This window comes from Brachyspira pilosicoli P43/6/78 (assembly GCF_000325665.1).
In the GTDB taxonomy this organism is placed as follows: Bacteria; Spirochaetota; Brachyspiria; order Brachyspirales; family Brachyspiraceae; genus Brachyspira; species Brachyspira pilosicoli.
Genome location: NC_019908.1, coordinates 181,122 through 199,289 on the forward strand (window position 1 = coordinate 181,122; position 18,168 = coordinate 199,289).

Sequence of the window (18,168 nt, forward strand, 5' to 3'; positions counted from 1 at the left end):
CTATATTCCATGAAAATGCAGTCCTTTTGCTTCTTTGGGTCACTAAAAGAAGTGGGGGTGTGTACCCTAAGGGCACGCTTCGCAGGGGGCAAAGCCACCACAAATCACAAACTTAAAAAAATTGTCATATAAGTTTTTTATTTTATTCAACTTTTTCCCGCAGCAAAAAGTTGCAAAAAGTGCGTTTTTTACTTCATCTTTAGTAAAGCATAACGAGTGATAAAAAAATTTTAATACACAAAAAAGTTGATAATATATTTACAAAAATATATTATTTTTATTTATCCATAAAGTGCTTATATCCTGAATCTTCTGACTGTTTAAGATATTCTTTACTTTTATTTTCGCATTCTTTTTTTGAGTAACCGCTTATCTTTTTACCAAGTTTATAGTATTCTTTATATGCAAGATGTAAATAGTAGTAGGTTTCTCCTATATCTTCTTTTACTCTGCTTTTATTTATAGATTTTTTCAAATATTCTTCAGAATTATTTAAATTATCAATTATTTTATTTTCTTTGTATTTTAAATACAATAATATACCATAATTATTTATCAATTCTAAATTGTTAGGATATAACTTTAATCCTTTATTTAAATATTTTTCTGCTTGCATTAAACTTTCTTCATTTTCTTTTTTATTTACCTCATAATGATTTAAATATAAAAAGGACATATTCTGATATATGTAAGGATTATTTTTATTGATACTTAACACTTTATTATAATCCTCTAAAGCCTTATTAAAATATTCTTCTTCTTTAGTTTCTCTATATTTGTTAGCATATAAATTACCTCTATTATTTAAAGCATTAATATTATTTTCATTAATATTTAATATTTTATTATAATCCTCTAAAGCCTTATTAAAATATTCTTCTTCTTTACTTTCTTCATATTTATCTGAATATAAATTACCTCTGTTATTTAAAGCATTAATATCATTTTTATTGATATTTAACACTTTATTATAATCCTCTAAGGATTTATTAAAATATTCTTCTTCTTTACTTTCTTCATATTTATCTGAATATAAATTACCTCTGTTATTTAAAGCATTAATATCATTTTTATTGATATTTAACACTTTATTATAATCCTCTAAGGATTTATTAAAATATTCTTCTTCTTTAGTTTCTTTGTATTTATCTGAATACAAAACACCTCTATTATTAAAAACTCCTATACGATTTTTATTAATACTTAATACTTTATTATAATCATTTAAGGCTTTATTAAAATATTTTTCTTTTTTAGTTTCTCTATATTTATATGAATATAGAGTAGCTATGTTATTTAAAGCATCAATATTATTTTTATTGATACTTAATACTTTATTATAATCATCTAAGGCTTTATTAAAATATTTTTCTCCTTTAATTATTTCATATTTATTTGCATATAAATTTCCCCTATTATTTAAAGTATCAATATTATTTTTATTGATATTTAACACTTTATTATAATCATCTAAAGCTTTATTAAAATATTCTTCTTTTTTAGTTTCTCTGTATTTATCTGAATACAAAATACCTCTATTATTCAAAGAATCTATATCGTTTGGATTATATTTATCTATTATTTCAGTATATAATTTTATAGCTTTTTCTTTATTATTTTTATTGTCTTCTGTCCAAGCTCTATTAAATAATTCACTTACTTTAGCTCTATTAGCATTTTTTTCTGATTGTTTTGTTTGTTGTTCTATTTTCTTTAATGTTTCTTCTATTTCTTTAGCTTTTTCATTTAGTTCTTTTAAGGTTTGGTTTGATTCAAATTCAGTTTTTTCTATAATCAATTCCGATTGCTTTTGGTTGCTCTCCATTATTTTATTGTTCGCGTATATGCCCAATATTGTAAATATTATCATTATTAAAGATAAAAATGCTAGCCAGAAAGTTACTGTATTTATTGAAAAGTCTTTGCTATCTTTTAGCGTTTCTCTAAGTAAATCAATGTTGGGTTTGAATGCTTCTTCGAGTGTATTTTTTATAAACTCTTTGCTTTCAAAACTTTCATTTGTGACCGTTTCTTTTAGGAATTCATAATAATTGCTTAGTTGTGTTTGCGAGTTTAATTCAAATTGTTTGATGCTATTTTCTATTAGGGCTTTACTTTCATTTGTGTATTTAGAATATTTGCATATCAGAACTAACAAAAATATTATGCATATTATAGAATATAGCATAAAACTAAAATGCCTTTTAAAAAAATCTATTATTATATTTTTTTTATTAGATTTGTTTTTTTCTTTGGTATTGTTGTTATCATTATTTGTATTGTTATTAGTATTTTCTGTGTTGGTATTATTATCAGACATATTTTTTACCCTATCATATTTATATACTTCATTATACAATTTAAATATAAAAATATAAACAATATTTAGTTCTTAATTTCTAATGCAACAACCATTTATGTAGATTTTTCTTTATTATTCAACCGCACGCAGAATGAATTTTATAATATAAACTTGTTTGCTATTCTAATTTTATTATATTTGAAATTTTATTTACCGTGCGTTAATGAGATTTTTGAATATAATTGGGCTTGAGTTTTTTGTTTATACCTATATAATGTACAAAATAATATTTTAGCTTTTAAAATATTATTAATTTTATTCGGAGGTTTAATTATAAAATGGCTAATCCAGTTTTATCAGAAAAAGCTTTTGATTATGAATTAAGGAATGCAAATGAAGGCACTATGACTATTAATGGTGCTATAAACAAATCTATTATTTTAACATTGGTTTTAATACTTTCTGCAATGGTTAGTGTATTTTTTGTTTTAGCAAATAACCCAGCAATGCTTTATCCTGTTGCTTTGGGTTCATCTATAGGTGCTTTTGTTTTGGCTTTAATAATGACTTTCAAAAAAGAGTTGGCAAAGGTTTTATCTATACTTTATGCTATACTTGAGGGTGTTGCTATTGGGGCAGTTTCTTATGTTTTTAATGCTGCTTATGATGGCATAGTTGTTCAGGCTGTATTTTTTACTTTTGCTGATTTATTTATTATGCTTCTTCTTTATAGATTTAGAATTATAAGAGTAACAGAAAAGTTTAGAAGTGTAATAGTGGCTGCAACTTTATGTATAGCTATTGTATATTTAGTTAATTTTGTAATGTCATTTTTTGGTGCTAGGATTCCTTTCTTATATGGTTCAAGTCCTTTAAGTATTGGTATTAGTGTTGTTATAGTTGTAATAGCTTCACTTAATTTGCTTTTAGATTTTGATTTTATGGAGAAAGGCGAAGCTTATAACATGCCTAAATATTTTGAATGGTATGCTGCTTTTGGTTTACTTGTTACTTTGGTTTGGTTATATTTAGAGATATTAAAACTTTTATCAAAGATAAGAAGCAGAGATTAATAATTATTAAATAATTTATTATAAAAGGTGTGCATAAATTGCATGCCTTTTTTTAATATGTTATTTTATTTTTCACAGCAAAAAACATAATGAGGCATATCCATATTGTAATAATGTTTTGTTATTTTGCCTACTATTTTCATTTGGTTTTTTATAGCTACTTTTTGAGAGGCTATATTATTATCTCTTATTATAGAATAAACTCTATCAGCATTTAGTTTATTAAAAGCATATTCTTTGCAAGATACGGCACTTTCTATAGCAAATCCTTTATGCCAATAATTTTTATTAAATAAATATCCTATTTCAAGAAGCTCATTAGAGCCATTAATTTTTATATCAATATTTTGCATAGTTAAACCAGCCTGCCCAATGAGTTTATTATTTTCTTTTAATATCACAGCCCAAAGTCCAAATCCATAAGTTTTATATCTATTTATTTGTCTTTCAAACCATTCTCTGCATTCTTCTTCTGTAAATCCATGTTCATAAGCATACATAGTTTCTTTGTCTTTTAATATCTCGCATAAACTATTATAATCTTCTTTGATGTTTTCGTTTAATTCTCTTAATATTAGCCTATCTGTTTCTATAATGATTTTTTCCATTTTATAATGTTTCCAATTTTTAAATATGTTATATATTTTTTATCGTATTAAATTAAATAATTAATAACTTATACAATATTTTTATTTAATATTAGCTTTACATTTTCATCTCTTTTTATATAATGATTTTATTATTAAGTGGTAAGGAATAAATAAAATGAATCTTAAAGAGTATATGAATATAAGATTAAAAGATATTGATAGTGAGATAAATAATATTTTTAAAAGCAGTAGTATTTCATTAGAAAATAATTTTTTAGATATGCTTAAATATCCGCTTGATGCAGGAGGAAAGAGATTAAGACCAATTTTAACTTGCCTTGCTTGTGAATTATTTAATGGAGATTATAAAAAGGCTATTATACCAGCTGTATCTTTAGAGCTTATTCATACATATTCTTTGGTTCATGATGATTTGCCTGCTATGGATAATGATGATTTAAGAAGAGGCAAACCAACTACACATGTTAAATATGGTGAGGCTAATGCTATACTTGTTGGAGACGGACTTCTTACTCATTCATTTGAGATTTTATCTAATGCTAACGTTAATGATAAAACTTTGAGAAAACTTCTTTATGAGATAAGTTATGCTGCGGGAGTTTCTGGAATGGTTATGGGGCAGTTTATAGATTTGTATTATGAAGAGAGAGATATTGATTTTGAAATGCTTAAAATACTTCACTCCAAAAAAACAGGTGCTATGATTAGAGGGGCTGTGAGAGTAGGGGCTATTGCTTCAGAGAAAGAGAATATTAATTTAGAAAACATTACTAAATATGGAGAGGCTATTGGTTTAGCTTTTCAGATACAAGATGATATACTTGATGTAATTTCTGACAATGAAACTCTTGGTAAAACTGTGGGTAAAGATGAGAAAGATGGTAAACTTACTTATGTTAAACAGTTTGGGCTTGAGGGAGCAAAAGAGAAAGCAATAGAGACTTCAAAAGAGGCTATAGATTATTTAAATGTATACGATGATAACGAGGCAAAAAATATATTAATTGAGCTTGCAAATTATATAGTAGAGAGAAAATCGTGAATGATAGAAATTAGAGAAAATAATTTAAATGCCATTAAAAAAAATATAAAAGCATATCCTCTTAATTTTTTAGATTTACTTGATAGTGCTAAAAAAGAAGATGATATTTCTTTAGAGGTTATTGAAACAAAATCTAAAAACCTTTCAGCAAAAGTTATAAAGAATGGAAAGAGCGTTTTGCTTCATAGTGCTTATGACCCTATAAAAGAGGCTAATACTTTAATTAAAGAAATAGAAGATGATGTTGATGTGGTATTTATATTTGGTATTGGTGGCGGTTATTTAATTAATGCTATAAAGAAACTTAATATCAATATAGTAGTAATTGAGCCTTCTATTAGTTTTTTTAATTTGCTTATTGATAATTTTAAATTAGATAAAATATTAGAAGACAGTAAGATTACATTTTTTATTGGCGGAAATGACATTGAAGATATAGAGAAGTTTATATCTCTAAAAACTACTAAAAAAGTAAAATTTTTTATTACAAGGTCTTACAGCAATTTATTTACAGATGATGCTTTATTTTATCAAACAAAAGTATTATCCATAATAGACAAAAAAACTATTAACATAAACACAATTTTAAGATTCGATAAATTATGGGCTTATAATATAGCATCAAATGTTGTAGAGATAGCAACTCATTATGGTGTAAATAGGTTTTTTGATAAATATAAAAATATTCCAGCGGTGGTAGTTTCTGCTGGTCCTTCATTAGAGAAAAATATTAGAAAATTAAAAGAGTTAAAAGATAAAGCAATAATAATAGCTGTAGATACTGCGATGAAGCCGTTATCAAGTCATAATATATCGCCTCATTTTGTTATCACTATTGACCCGCAAAAAAAGAACTCTAAATATTTTAGAAATGTAAATTTTAAAGATACTGTTTTAATAGCAGAGTCTTCTGTTGATAATGAGGCAATATCGTCATTTAAAGGTGCAATATATTTTTTGGATTCTATATTTCCTCTTGCTAAATATTTTATGAGGCCTTTGGGAAAAAGAGGAGACATTACTATGGGAGGAAGTGTTTCTACAGCAGCATACGACTTTGCCATTAGAATTGGAGCTAACCCTATAATAATGCTTGGGCTTGATTTATCTTTTCCTAATCATCAGACTCATATAAAAGGAAGCTATCATGAAGAGAACTTTTTTACAGAGATAGGAAAGCTTGATTCTTATGACAGCAGAATATATAAAGTGCTTGTTTCTGGAAATTTGAGAGAAGAGAAAAATGTTTATGGGGAGAGTGTGTTTACAGATTCCCGTTTTGATATGTATAGAAATTGGTATGAAGAACAATGCAAAATAAATAGCAGTAAAAAATTTTATAATGCCACAGAAGGCGGAGTAATAATCAAGGCAATGGAAAACATTACAGTTGATGAGCTTCTTAAGAAACTTGACAATATTAATATAGAAATAGATAAAAACTCTGAAGAATTAAATAAAAAAAATGAAATATTATTAAGTATAAAAACAGGTTTAGAGAAAATAGATGCTGAAATAATAGAGCTTAAGCCTTATGTATTAAATGCTATTAAATTATGCGATGAAATTAACAGCGAATTAAAAAGGCATAGAAAAGTAGATAAACTTTTAGAGAAGTTAAGCGAATCCGATATAAAGATACTTAATATAAGCAAAATCAATGAGTTTTTGGGTGTTACAATGCAGAGGGTTATAAAATCTATTACAGAGGGCTTTGAGTTTGAAGATAGTAATTATGATAAATCCATTTTAGGCTCTTTTAAGCTTTATGAGGCTATGAGAGAGAGCATTGATTATAATCATTACATAATAAGCAGAGCTTTAATAAAAATAAATAAGGAACTATAAAATTATATAAAAATAAAACTTTATTATATTTATATAATAGACATATAATTTTTCTTATGTTATTTCGGCTTTTGTCGATAAACTATTATAGTAGTATTTTTTAAGGTAATGTTGTATGAAATATATAATACTTTTTATATTTAGTTTTTCTATACTTTTTGCTCAAGATAATTTTTTAGATGAGATAGTATTAAATGAAGTTGAGAGAATATATCCTAATGATGAAATAGTGGCTCCTAATTCCTTTAATATTAGCATGAACTTTGATTTAAATAGATATAGATTAAATGAACCTATAACTATGGAAATAAAAATATATGCCCAAAAAGGAGAAATAAGTTTTACTAATTCTATTAATCCTTTCAATAATTATAAGTTCACAGTTTATGATAATTATAATAATAAAGTTGTTTCATCAGATAATTATACTTTATGGAAATATCAAAATGAAAGAACTATAGATAATTCAAAAGATAGAGTAATTACTTTAAGAGAGGGTGAGAGTTATTCATTTTTTATAGATTTGAATAATTGGTTCTATTTTACAAAATCTGGAAGATATAGAATAGAGGCTACTTTTAACCCTATGCCTGATTTAACTGAAAAATATGTTATTAAAGCAGATGATGCATATTTCTTTATAGATGAACCTCTAAAAGCAGCAAGCACTCAATCTACAAATAATATTGTTGTTGCTAGAACTTCTACTAATAGTGCTTCTACTTTGCCTGTATATTATCCTGATGAGGTTGTTACATATACTTTAGATGCTATGAAGAGAAAAGAGTGGAGTAACTATTTTAATTATATGCATATGCCTTCTATTATTAGTATAAGCCAAAGATACAGTGAAGCTTATAGAAAAAACTACAGCAACACTTATCTTGAAGATTTTACTGATACTGGAATATATCAAAAAGCTGCTAGATTGAGTTTTCAAAATTTCTTAAAAGAACAATTCTCTGATACTGTCAGCGTTAATATGATAAGAACTAATTTTGGAAATAATTTCTTAAATGATTTGGAAAATGCTTATAAGTCAGAAAATATTAGAGAGCTTGCTATAAGATTTGATATTCTTTATAGAACTTCTTTGCCTGAAGAGAAAAAAGCTTTGTTTGATGAGTTTAAAAAATATTTAGCTTCTGCTTATGATAGAAATCTTAGAAATCAGTTTATGACAGAATTAAGAAGAAATATAGTATCCACAAAAGATACAGCATTAAAAAATCATTATACTATGGTTTTAGATATGATGACTAAAGAATATGATGCTGCATCAGTATATACTTTATTAAACTATACTGTTGATAAAGTTACTATCACAGAAGAGTATGGACTAAAAAGAGCACAAGTTGAAGTTACTATGTATAATAGATTCTTTAATATGAATACTGGTGATGTTTATGACCCTACAGTAAAAAGAATATTTATACTAAGAAAGATGGGTGAATATTGGTACATAGTAAATTATTATGATACTGTAATGAGATAATATAATATATAAAAAAATCAAGGGCTGTTTCTAAATATTTAGAGCAGCCCTTTTTGTATATCAAGAAATCACATATTGGTATAAAAACCAGAAATGAGAGAATGAGCCCATTAATACAAATATATGAAATATGTCATGGGTGAATTGTTTAGTTTTATACTGATACTTTTTTCCTAATGCATATAAGAATGCCCCTATAGTATAAAATATTCCTCCCCATATAAGCCAGCTTAAATGAAGTATATTAAACTCTTGTAAAAGAGGTTTGAAAGCAAAAGCAATAATCCAGCCCATAGAAATATATAAAATTATTGTGAGTATTGGGCTTTTATATATTAAAATGGTATTTGATATCACGCCGATTAATGCACATGTCCATATCACAGATAATATAAGCATTCCGACATTTTTTGGAAGTGAAAATATGCATAGCGGCGTGTATGTTGCTGCTATAAAAATATATATGCCTATGTGGTCAAATTTGCGAAATAATCTCTTAACTTTACCATCTGGAAAAAAGTGATATAGTGAGCTAAATGTATATAGTAATGTAATACCAACACCATAAACTACCACAGGAAGCACATAGTTTTTATTTACTTTTATAAGCATAAGAACAAATCCAGCTATAGCCAATAAAGCTCCTACACTATGAGAAATAGCTGAATATAATTCTCCTATCTTTTGATTGTTTTTTATAATGCATTTTGAATTAGCGGTCATGATTCCTCCTAATTGTTGTAGCTTAATATTAACTTAATTAGGAGTATCTAACAATAAAATAAAATGACTATTTTCTATAGCATATTATAACTATTTTTCTAATTTTCCTAATAAAAATACATTATCCCAGTCTATATCATCTTCTGTTGGTATGGGATATTCATTCCAATTGGCACTATTATAGGGTTTCCAATATAAATCTTTGCCATAACCGTTTTTATTTAGCCATTTTTGTAATTTTTCCATATAATATTTATTATAATTGTTTGCTATATATAGGTTGCCGCTTTCTATTACAAATCCTTTAAATCTATATACTGTATTATTTTGAAAATTGCCACTATAATTAAAATCTACAGTTAAATACATTGGGTCATATACTTTTTTATTTTCTAATAGATTATATAAATTAAATGCTGGAAGAGAACTTAATATAAAGTTTTGTCTTTTTGTTTTTGTATAATACACAGCTTTGTTGTTTTCTGACATTTTTAAAAGATTATATTTAGTAGGGTTAGAGTAGCCGTATATTATAATGTCTATATTAGAGTGTTTATCGAATCTGTATATATTTTGAAAATTATCCATTACTATCTTGTTTTTTGATTTTTCAATCCAAATTTGAGCTTCTTCATTATTTATATATTTTTTTGGGAGTGTTGTACATGCGGATATTACAAATAATGTTAATAGTAGTAATGTATATATTTTCATAGTTGTTTATTGCTGATATTATATATATTATATTGGAATTATACAATATTATAATTACAGAATAAATATTAATGTAAAAAATTTATCTTTATGTTATAATCAATATTCAAAAAATTATAAGGTTTAATTATGACAGATATAAAACTTTTAATATTTGATATGGACGGCACTTTAATTGACAGTGCTTATTTGAATTATTATTCATACAGCAATGCTTTTAGAGAGTTTAATATAGAGCTTGATGAAGAATATTATTATAAAAAATGCTTTGGCTTACATTACAAAACTTTTGTGTCTAATATTTTGGATTTAAATAAAATAACTGAAGATAAAGATGCTTTAATCGAGAAGATACATATTAAAAAAGAGGAAATATATTTAAACAATCTCAATCTTTTAGACATTCACCCTTTTATTTACGAAACAATATTATCAAATAGGGGTAAGAAAAAACTAGCACTAGCAACCACAGCCTCACCAAACGGAGTATACGGTATATTAAAAGCGTTTAAATTAGATGAAGTGTTTGACTTAGTTTTAACAGGGGCAGACATAACAAACAAAAAGCCTCACCCAGAGATATTTTTTAAGTGCATGGATTATTTTAATGTATCAAACAAAGAGACAATAATTTTTGAAGACAGCGAAGTTGGATTGGAAGCTGCGTATGGAACTAAAGCGTGGGTGATGAAGGTAGAGAAGTGGGTTAAGTAATTTGTATTATTTTTTTATAAATAAAATATTTATAATATTTAGATATATAAAATTCTATTAATAGATTTTTTTATTATGCAATTATAATTTTTACTTCTTCTTAGGCAAATACTTTATTACTTGGGCTTCTAACTGTATAGATTTTTGTTTGTTGTCGTAGCCCAATACTTTGCCGTAAACTTCTATATAGTTCTTTGGCTCTAGATTTAATGTTACATTATATATTAAGTCAGCAACACCAACTATGTTTTCTGCATTATGGTCATATACTAATATTCTTGCTTTATTCTTTGGCACTCCGTCTATATTAGTTTTTGATATGCTGTTTACATCTGCTTTCCATTTTATATATCCACCGTTATATAAGTCATAGTTGCCTACTACTGTAATATAATCTGGACTTTCTCTAAATATATTATAATCTGGTGCTATTACAAAATCTTTCAAAACTCTAAATCTTTCTTTTAGATATTCGTTTATGTCGCTTTTTAATGCACCATTTATTATCATAACAGCCTCATTAACTGATGCACTTCTCATATTCTTTTTTGCCTTGTCAAACATCTCTGCTACTTCTTTAGGAGAGTAGGTAGGGCTTTTTGCACTCTCTGGAATCTTTCCATCTTCAAGCCCCTCAAATAAATACACATCTTGTAATTTCTCTCTAAGCTCTTTTTGTTCTTTGTCTAATAATATATATTTTACAGCAGGATATCCTCTGTCTATTGCCAAATATGATAAGAAAGATATAACAAATATTATAGGTATAATGATAAGCAGTTTTAATATTGATATTTCTCTTTTTCCTAAAATATATGCCTTTGGATTAATCTCATTTCCTTTAGCATTATTAGTTAAAAATCTCACTCTTTCAATATTATCTTTAGCTATTTTGTTTTGAGGGTCAAGCTCTAATATTCTAAAATATTCTCTTAAAGCATTTTCTCTATGCCCATTATGCAAACTAATATATCCCTTTGCAAGCATGGCATTTACACAAAAACTATCCTCTCTAAGTGCCTTTCTAGATACCTCTTCAGCAGCATAAAAATCTTTTAAAAATATATCAGCAAAAGCAAGCATAGCAAGAGCATTAGCATCACGATTTAATGCAGTTCTATTAGATAAAAGAAGTTCCTTAGCTTTTTTATATTTTTTTCTTCTTATGAGGCTGTAAGCACTAGAAGCTATATTGTCTTTCATTGACAGTCCTTGTGTGTAGTTTACATAACTTTTCGGAATTATGATAACTTACTTTAAGCATTTTTTGATATATAAATGCTTAAAGTATTATCTAAAAATAATTAAAATTTAGGATAATTAAAAAATGTTATTTCTTGCTTGGGTCAAAAACACTGTCTTCTATAAGTAAATCTTTATATTCAGTATAGTAGTAAGCAGTAAGTTCATCTAAAGCTTTAGCATATTTGCTTTTTAAATCGCCGTATAATATTCGCTCTATTAGTTTTTGTACAATATCTTGAAGAGCATAAGGCACAGCATAAGTTCCTACATGGCTAAAACCTATATTATGCATATGCTCATGAAACATCAAACCAGAAAAACTAGCATAACCATATAAACTATTTCCAGACCATTGAATCCAATTAGCATTTTCAAAACCAACCCAATCTGCAGTAGGAATTTGGTCTACAGGCTGCCCTCCAACATAATGCACATATCTTGATTGACCTACAACTCCTAAACCAGCACCGCCTGTTTTTAATTTTTCATATATAAAATCATGTTTTACAGTACGTATTACTTCAACCATTATATTAGGGTCATACATATCGCCTTTTTTTATAGAGAAATTTCCATAACTTGCATCAACTGAAGATCCTAACTCATTTTTCTTTTCATTTACTTTTGTAGGAAATTCTTCACTATTTACGGCAGTTCTCATAAGTGCCATACATCTTAATATAAAACGTTTCTCTTCTACTGTTATAGTGGCATAATTAGTCAAATCTTCTGCTATCTTAAACTCAGCAACTCCAACATTCCAATAAGGATATTTTCTATTAATTTCTTCTTTTGTATAGGTATCTGGTTTCAAGGAATTGTTATTACAGCTTAATAGAAATAATATCATTGTAAATAAGCTTAATGTTATAAATAGTGTTTTTTTCATTTTTGCTCCTTAAAACTTAAATATAAATTTAATAATTAGGCAATATTTTTATGCCAACTTGAAAACCTATGTCAAAGCTTGATATGTTTTGTTTCATTAATTTGGTTAGATTTGCATTTTGATTGTTTAAAAGAGGTGTTTTTAGAGAAACTCCAAAGTCGTATCCAACATACCCGCCTAAAACAAAATTTATTTTTTTATCTGTATAAATAGTATAGTCTACTGAAAATTTTATATATGGTATTACTGGAATATTAAATATATTTTTTACTTGAAAAGCATTATAATTTTCAATGTTTCTATCAATTTCATTTTTTGTATAATTATAATATGAAGAAACAGACCTAACATATAAAGGCACTTTTACTCCGCCTGCCAAACCAAAAGAGAATTTTTTCCAATTTAATTTCGGATATATTCCAAAAACAATACTTTCAAACATATAAACAGAAGTATTTTTATTATTATCATCTCCTCTAAAAAAAGAAAACTCATCATGAGAATAGCCTATTTCACCTAATAAACTAAAACTCATATCTCTATTAATATTAAATCTATAGCCTATATTTAATAAAACTCCAGAATCAAAACCAACTCCAGATTTTCTATTTTCTTTTTTTACAATGTTGTTAAAATTAGTTTCTTGCTGCTGAGTTGGATTTTCATTTGTAAGAGAATATTGATTTATTCCAACTCCAATTCCTAACGGCACAAATATTCCAATTTCAAGACTGTTTTTAGCAAATGCATTTATATATGATAAAGCCAACATTATTATTAATATCTTAAAAAATCTCATTTAATCTCTCTTTATTATAAAGGTCTTATTTTTACGCCAACATTAAATCCTATATCAAAACTAGATATTTTATCCGGCACTATTTTTGTTAAATCAGCATTTTTTGGTGTATATGTAAGCGGAAAATCATAAGCTATATATCCGCCAAGTACAAAATCAAATTTTTGAGAAGTGTAAATACTATAATCCACTGCTAATTTAATATATGGTATTATGTTAGATTTAAAATAATCTTTGTAGTTTTTTGTATTTATTATTTGAAGTTTTTCAGTAGAATATCCAAGCAGAGGATTATAGCTTGAATTATTTATAGTTCCAGCTAAAGCAATTTTTACACCGGCACCTATACCTATAGAAAATCTTTTATAATTGAATTTAGGAAGCACTCCAATTAGAAAACTATCAAAAGTGTAGTTTCTGTAATTTTCCATTCTTATTGCCTGCGAATTAGTTTCTGTATCTTTTAACTTGTAATTGAATGTATCTCTGCTATAGCCCAATTCAGCTAAAAAACTAAAACCAGAAGTTCTATTAATATCTAGCTTATAACCAATTTGAACTAAAGCACCTGTATCAAAGCCAACAAATGTATTTCTTGTATTGTTTGATATATAGCTATCATATGTGTTTTGATTCATATTTGTTGGGCGTTCTGGGTGAGTATTGATGCCTACACTCATGCCAATAGGAACAAATAGAGCTATTTCAAGCCCGCTTTTTGCAAGCAGTGTAGAGCTAAATATTAGAATTGTTATTAGGATTTTTAATATATTTTTCATTATTGCCTTTATTGTTGTATATGAAATGTTTATTTAAATATAACAATTTTTTTTATAATTACAATTTTTTTAAATTAAAAATAATAATTTTTTATAGAACTGACACTTCTTACTGTTGCTCTAAAGTACTTCTTTCAGTCACGATGTGGACTTAGTAAAATAAACAAAAAGTTTAAGCGTTTTAACTTTATATTTTAACTTCCATTAAAGATAGGATTTATAAAAATATGGATATTATTTTGTATATCATGTATTTTTTACTAAAAGTACTTGCACTTTTTGGTTCTTTGATGAAGTCCGCACAGCGACCGAAGGAAGTGCCTGTGGGTGCGAAGGCGAGAAAAAGAACAATAAAATTTTTATCTTTTTTATTATTTGTGAGGACTAAACCCCACACCCCCACTTCTTTTGTTGGCATAAAGAAGCAAAAGGACTGCAAGCACTTATTGTCATCTTATATATTGTTGATGATTTATGTATTTGGGTTATAATTGAAGTATGATTTTTTAAGAGTTTTTTATGCTTATATATAATAAAAATAAAATAAATACATCACCATTAAAGAAGCAACCTATAATATATAAAGATGAAAAAGAATTAATAGATTGGTTGAATTACGATCTTAGTACTCAGCAATCTGATAAAACAATATTCTCTATTGAATCGTTTTATGAATCAAATAAAATAATAGCTAATATCGGTAATGATAAAAATATTATAAAAATTGATTTTGAATTTAATTTTCAAGTAATAAAAAATAAATTTGATAAAATAGAAGATTATCAATTAAACTTCAAAAATATTATTTTTAATAAAAAAGTTTTTTTTGAAAATATACATTTATATAATGAAGTATTTTTTAATAATGCTGAATTTAAATCAGAAATAAGTTTTTCTAATATTTTTTCTAATAAAAATTTATATTTTAATAATTCTATATTTCACAATGAACTTAATTTTATTAAATCTGAATTTTATGGAGACGTTTATTTCAATGAAACAATAATTAAGAAAAATATTAATATAAAAAAATCTTTAATTGCTAGCAATATGCTTTTGAATAATATAAAGATAAATAATAATATTATTTTTGAAGAAATAATATTTAAAGATAATAATTCATATTTATCTATAAAAAATGAAAATAGTAAAAAGAATCAAATTAATAATTTTTATTTTACTAATGTACTAATTGATGGTATAATAGATTTACAAAATATAGAGGTTAATGAAGCCAATTTTAAAGGCTCGGTTATTAACGGAGGTTTAATCAATCCTGTTAATTTCAAAGTGCATAAATTTGCTAATCGTGAAAGTGCTTTATTTCTTAAACAGCAGGCTTATGCCAGAAACAATGCTATTGATGCATTAGAATATAAGGCTAAAGAAATTGATAAACACAAGGAAGATTTAATAAAAGATTGGCAGAAGAATAAGGATTTCAAAACTTTCGGAGATATAGTTTCCATTGGATTAAGTTCTTTATATAGCGACAATGGGCAGAATTGGATTAGGGCTTTTATTTGCACTATTCTTTTTCCAACTGTGTTTTTTACTTTATCGTATACAAATTTTAAAGTTGGATTATATTTTTATATGTTATTAATAACTTATGCAATAAATATTTTATTCTTTAAAGATATTCTAAAATATATTATTAATTCTATTTTAGTATATTTAATAGTATGTATATTATTACCATTATTATATATTGGAATCACTAGTTTTGATGAAAGCTATATTAAAGAATTATTTATGTTTTTAATTCCTACAAACTTTGAACAAATAAAAGAGTCTATTTATATTTATAACGATAATACACTTTTTAGAGGTTTTAATTACTTTATAGGTAAAATTGCTTTTTGGTTACGGCTCGGTGCAGACTGTTACTGCGTTTAGGAAGTTTGCTAAAGGTGCTTGAATAATAATAATAATAATAATATTGCCGTTAAGGTGTATGAGTTTTTTGAAAGAATAAAATTATTTTTAAAAAGATACAAAATATAGGCATTAATTTAATCTTATATATTCCAAAATATAAAGTTGAAATATTTGCACTTTTTGGTTCTTTTTGCGGCGGGAAAAAGAACAATAAAGTTTTTTCAACATATACTAATTTTTTGTCAAAATTATTTTTTTATTAATATATTTGCATGGCTTTGCCCTTAACGAACTACACACCGTGCAGCACCCAGTTCTTTTACGACCGTAGGAAGTACATTTAGGCATGGTGCGAAGGCGGGAAAAAGTTGAATAAAAAATATACAAATAATAAAATTAAAATATTATAAATATTTATTAATAAAAAAACTATCATTAATTATTACATATTTAGCTATATCTTTTTATTTTAAATAATATATAATTAATGCATATAATTATTTACAAAAGGTATAGATGTTTAGATTTATTTATTTTGTTATTATTTTGTTAAGCATATTCTCATGCAATAAAAATAGTTATCGCTTGGAAGATAAAAGCAGTAATAATAATACTTTTGAAAACTCACAGCTTATATCTAAAGACGGTATAAAAGGAAGTATTGTTAAAGGTCAAAAGGATTATTATTATTTTAATGTTAATAAAGAAGAGCTTATTGATTTTGATATATCTAACTTAGGAGATAAGCCTATAACTATGACTTTATATAACTATAAAAACAATGTTATTAAAGTGATAAGTGAGTTTGAGAATACAAATGAAAACACTAGAGTTTATACTATTCAAACCAATGATAAAGGGGAAGTGTATTCTTCTCAGGTTATGAAAGGTATTTATTTTAAACCATCAGAAAACATTGAAGAAAATAAATATTATATAGTTATAGAATCAAAAAATGATGATACTGAATATAGCTTTATTCTTAAAAAAAGAGAATATAATGAAACTGATGAAAAAGAGCCTAATGATATAATATCTATGTCGCAGATAATAGATGTTAATAGTGAAAATAGACTTTATACTATAGATGGATATTACAGCCAAGTTTTTAATCCTAAGTTATATTCTGGGGATTTAAAGAACATGGAAATAGATTCTTATAAAGTTACAAACAGTTCATTTAATACTTATTCTATATCCATAGAACTTTCTGGAGTTCCTTCTGTTGATGCTAGTATAAGATTATATGATAATACTGGAAACTTTATTGCTAATTATGACCTTAATAATGTTGGAGATGGAGAGATTGTTGAAAAGTTAGTGCTTTATCCTTATATGTCATATTATTTTGTTTTGGTATCTGATAAGGCTGTATTAAATATACCATATAGGGTAAGTGTATTAGCTAAGCCTTATGATAAATATACTGAAGATGAACCTAATAATAAATATACACAAGCACAGAATCTAGAGTTTAATAAAACTTATAAGGGTGCTATAGATTATTCTTATGATAGAGACTATTATACATTCAATGTGCCGATACAATCAAGCATAAAACTATCTTATTTTCTAATAGATTCTCAGGCTATTAATTTAAGAATATCTAATGAAAATGAAGGAATAATAGCTACTATGCCTCAAAATGATGATGAGTATACTACTAGCTTAAAGCAAGGAAAGTATTATTTAATTTTTGAGAGAGATACGACTAAAGAGAAATGGGTGAAGGGAAGTTCTAGGATTAGAAATTATGAGTTTAGTATGGCTATATCCAATGAAATTAGCGGATATTATGAGGATTTAAATTATTTTAATGATTATTATAGTAATGATTATGATGATAGTTTTTACAACAATAATTATAGTGATGGCTTTTACAATAATGGATATAGCGACAGTGTTAATAATGATAATCAAAATAATAATGAAGAGACTAATAATTATATTATACTAAAAGATGAAGATTATAATGCAGATTATTATCATTATAATAGTGAAGATAGTAATATGATAAATAATCAAGAATATACTAATTATGGTGAATATTAAT

General features: G+C 25.8%; 15 protein-coding genes. 7 read left to right on the forward strand and 8 right to left on the reverse strand.

Annotated elements, in window-relative coordinates:
* Positions 1-277: 277 nt before the first annotated feature.
* Positions 278-2,320 carry a tetratricopeptide repeat protein gene (locus BPP43_RS00835; protein WP_015273881.1) on the reverse strand — a complete coding sequence of 681 codons (2,043 nt, stop codon included), beginning with the start codon at positions 2,318-2,320 and terminating at the stop codon, positions 278-280.
* A 320-nt stretch (positions 2,321-2,640) separates the two neighbouring features.
* On the opposite strand from BPP43_RS00835, the gene BPP43_RS00840 reads away from it, so the two are divergent.
* The gene (locus BPP43_RS00840; RefSeq protein WP_014933418.1) at positions 2,641-3,375 is read left to right on the forward strand and encodes a Bax inhibitor-1/YccA family protein; all 735 of its coding nucleotides are present in this window, start codon (positions 2,641-2,643) and stop codon (positions 3,373-3,375) included.
* 65 nt (positions 3,376-3,440) lie between these two features.
* Here the strand turns inward: BPP43_RS00840 and BPP43_RS00845 are convergent, their stop codons facing one another.
* A complete protein-coding gene (locus BPP43_RS00845) occupies positions 3,441-3,983 on the reverse strand; it encodes a GNAT family N-acetyltransferase (RefSeq protein WP_015273882.1) in 543 nt (180 codons plus the stop codon).
* A 157-nt stretch (positions 3,984-4,140) separates the two neighbouring features.
* On the opposite strand from BPP43_RS00845, the gene BPP43_RS00850 reads away from it, so the two are divergent.
* From BPP43_RS00850 to BPP43_RS00860, 3 genes are all read left to right on the forward strand, one after another.
* Complete coding sequence (locus tag BPP43_RS00850; protein WP_015273883.1) at positions 4,141-5,028, forward strand: polyprenyl synthetase family protein; 888 nt, start codon at positions 4,141-4,143, stop codon at positions 5,026-5,028.
* Complete coding sequence (locus BPP43_RS00855; RefSeq protein ID WP_015273884.1) at positions 5,029-6,876, forward strand: motility associated factor glycosyltransferase family protein; 1,848 nt, start codon at positions 5,029-5,031, stop codon at positions 6,874-6,876.
* A 115-nt stretch (positions 6,877-6,991) separates the two neighbouring features.
* Positions 6,992-8,371 (forward strand): hypothetical protein, encoded by a 1,380-nt coding sequence (locus tag BPP43_RS00860; protein WP_013243383.1) that lies wholly within the window; start codon positions 6,992-6,994, stop codon positions 8,369-8,371.
* A gap of 60 nt (positions 8,372-8,431) precedes the next feature.
* Here BPP43_RS00860 and trhA read toward each other — a convergent pair whose 3' ends face one another.
* Both trhA and BPP43_RS00870 read right to left on the reverse strand, forming a co-directional pair.
* Complete coding sequence (gene trhA / locus BPP43_RS00865; RefSeq protein WP_013243382.1) at positions 8,432-9,094, reverse strand: PAQR family membrane homeostasis protein TrhA; 663 nt, start codon at positions 9,092-9,094, stop codon at positions 8,432-8,434.
* Between the two features lie 90 nt (positions 9,095-9,184).
* Positions 9,185-9,808: a hypothetical protein gene (locus BPP43_RS00870; RefSeq protein WP_015273885.1), complete on the reverse strand. Its 624-nt coding sequence runs from the start codon at positions 9,806-9,808 to the stop codon at positions 9,185-9,187.
* 129 nt (positions 9,809-9,937) lie between these two features.
* On the opposite strand from BPP43_RS00870, the gene BPP43_RS00875 reads away from it, so the two are divergent.
* Positions 9,938-10,522: an HAD family hydrolase gene (locus BPP43_RS00875; protein ID WP_013243380.1), complete on the forward strand. Its 585-nt coding sequence runs from the start codon at positions 9,938-9,940 to the stop codon at positions 10,520-10,522.
* Between the two features lie 90 nt (positions 10,523-10,612).
* On the opposite strand, the gene BPP43_RS00880 is transcribed toward BPP43_RS00875, so the two are convergent.
* From BPP43_RS00880 to BPP43_RS00895, 4 genes are all read right to left on the reverse strand, one after another.
* The gene (locus BPP43_RS00880; RefSeq protein WP_015273886.1) at positions 10,613-11,725 is read right to left on the reverse strand and encodes a tetratricopeptide repeat protein; all 1,113 of its coding nucleotides are present in this window, start codon (positions 11,723-11,725) and stop codon (positions 10,613-10,615) included.
* A gap of 127 nt (positions 11,726-11,852) precedes the next feature.
* A complete protein-coding gene (locus tag BPP43_RS00885; protein ID WP_015273887.1) occupies positions 11,853-12,656 on the reverse strand; it encodes a hypothetical protein in 804 nt (267 codons plus the stop codon).
* A gap of 28 nt (positions 12,657-12,684) precedes the next feature.
* The gene (locus BPP43_RS00890; RefSeq protein WP_013243377.1) at positions 12,685-13,455 is read right to left on the reverse strand and encodes an outer membrane beta-barrel protein; all 771 of its coding nucleotides are present in this window, start codon (positions 13,453-13,455) and stop codon (positions 12,685-12,687) included.
* A 14-nt stretch (positions 13,456-13,469) separates the two neighbouring features.
* Positions 13,470-14,234 carry a hypothetical protein gene (locus BPP43_RS00895; RefSeq protein WP_015273888.1) on the reverse strand — a complete coding sequence of 255 codons (765 nt, stop codon included), beginning with the start codon at positions 14,232-14,234 and terminating at the stop codon, positions 13,470-13,472.
* A gap of 519 nt (positions 14,235-14,753) precedes the next feature.
* On the opposite strand from BPP43_RS00895, the gene BPP43_RS00905 reads away from it, so the two are divergent.
* Both BPP43_RS00905 and BPP43_RS00910 read left to right on the forward strand, forming a co-directional pair.
* Positions 14,754-16,133, forward strand: coding sequence for a pentapeptide repeat-containing protein (locus BPP43_RS00905; protein ID WP_015273890.1), 1,380 nt, complete (start codon positions 14,754-14,756; stop codon positions 16,131-16,133).
* A 498-nt stretch (positions 16,134-16,631) separates the two neighbouring features.
* Positions 16,632-18,167, forward strand: coding sequence for a hypothetical protein (locus tag BPP43_RS00910; protein ID WP_041752799.1), 1,536 nt, complete (start codon positions 16,632-16,634; stop codon positions 18,165-18,167).
* Position 18,168 lies beyond the last annotated feature (1 nt).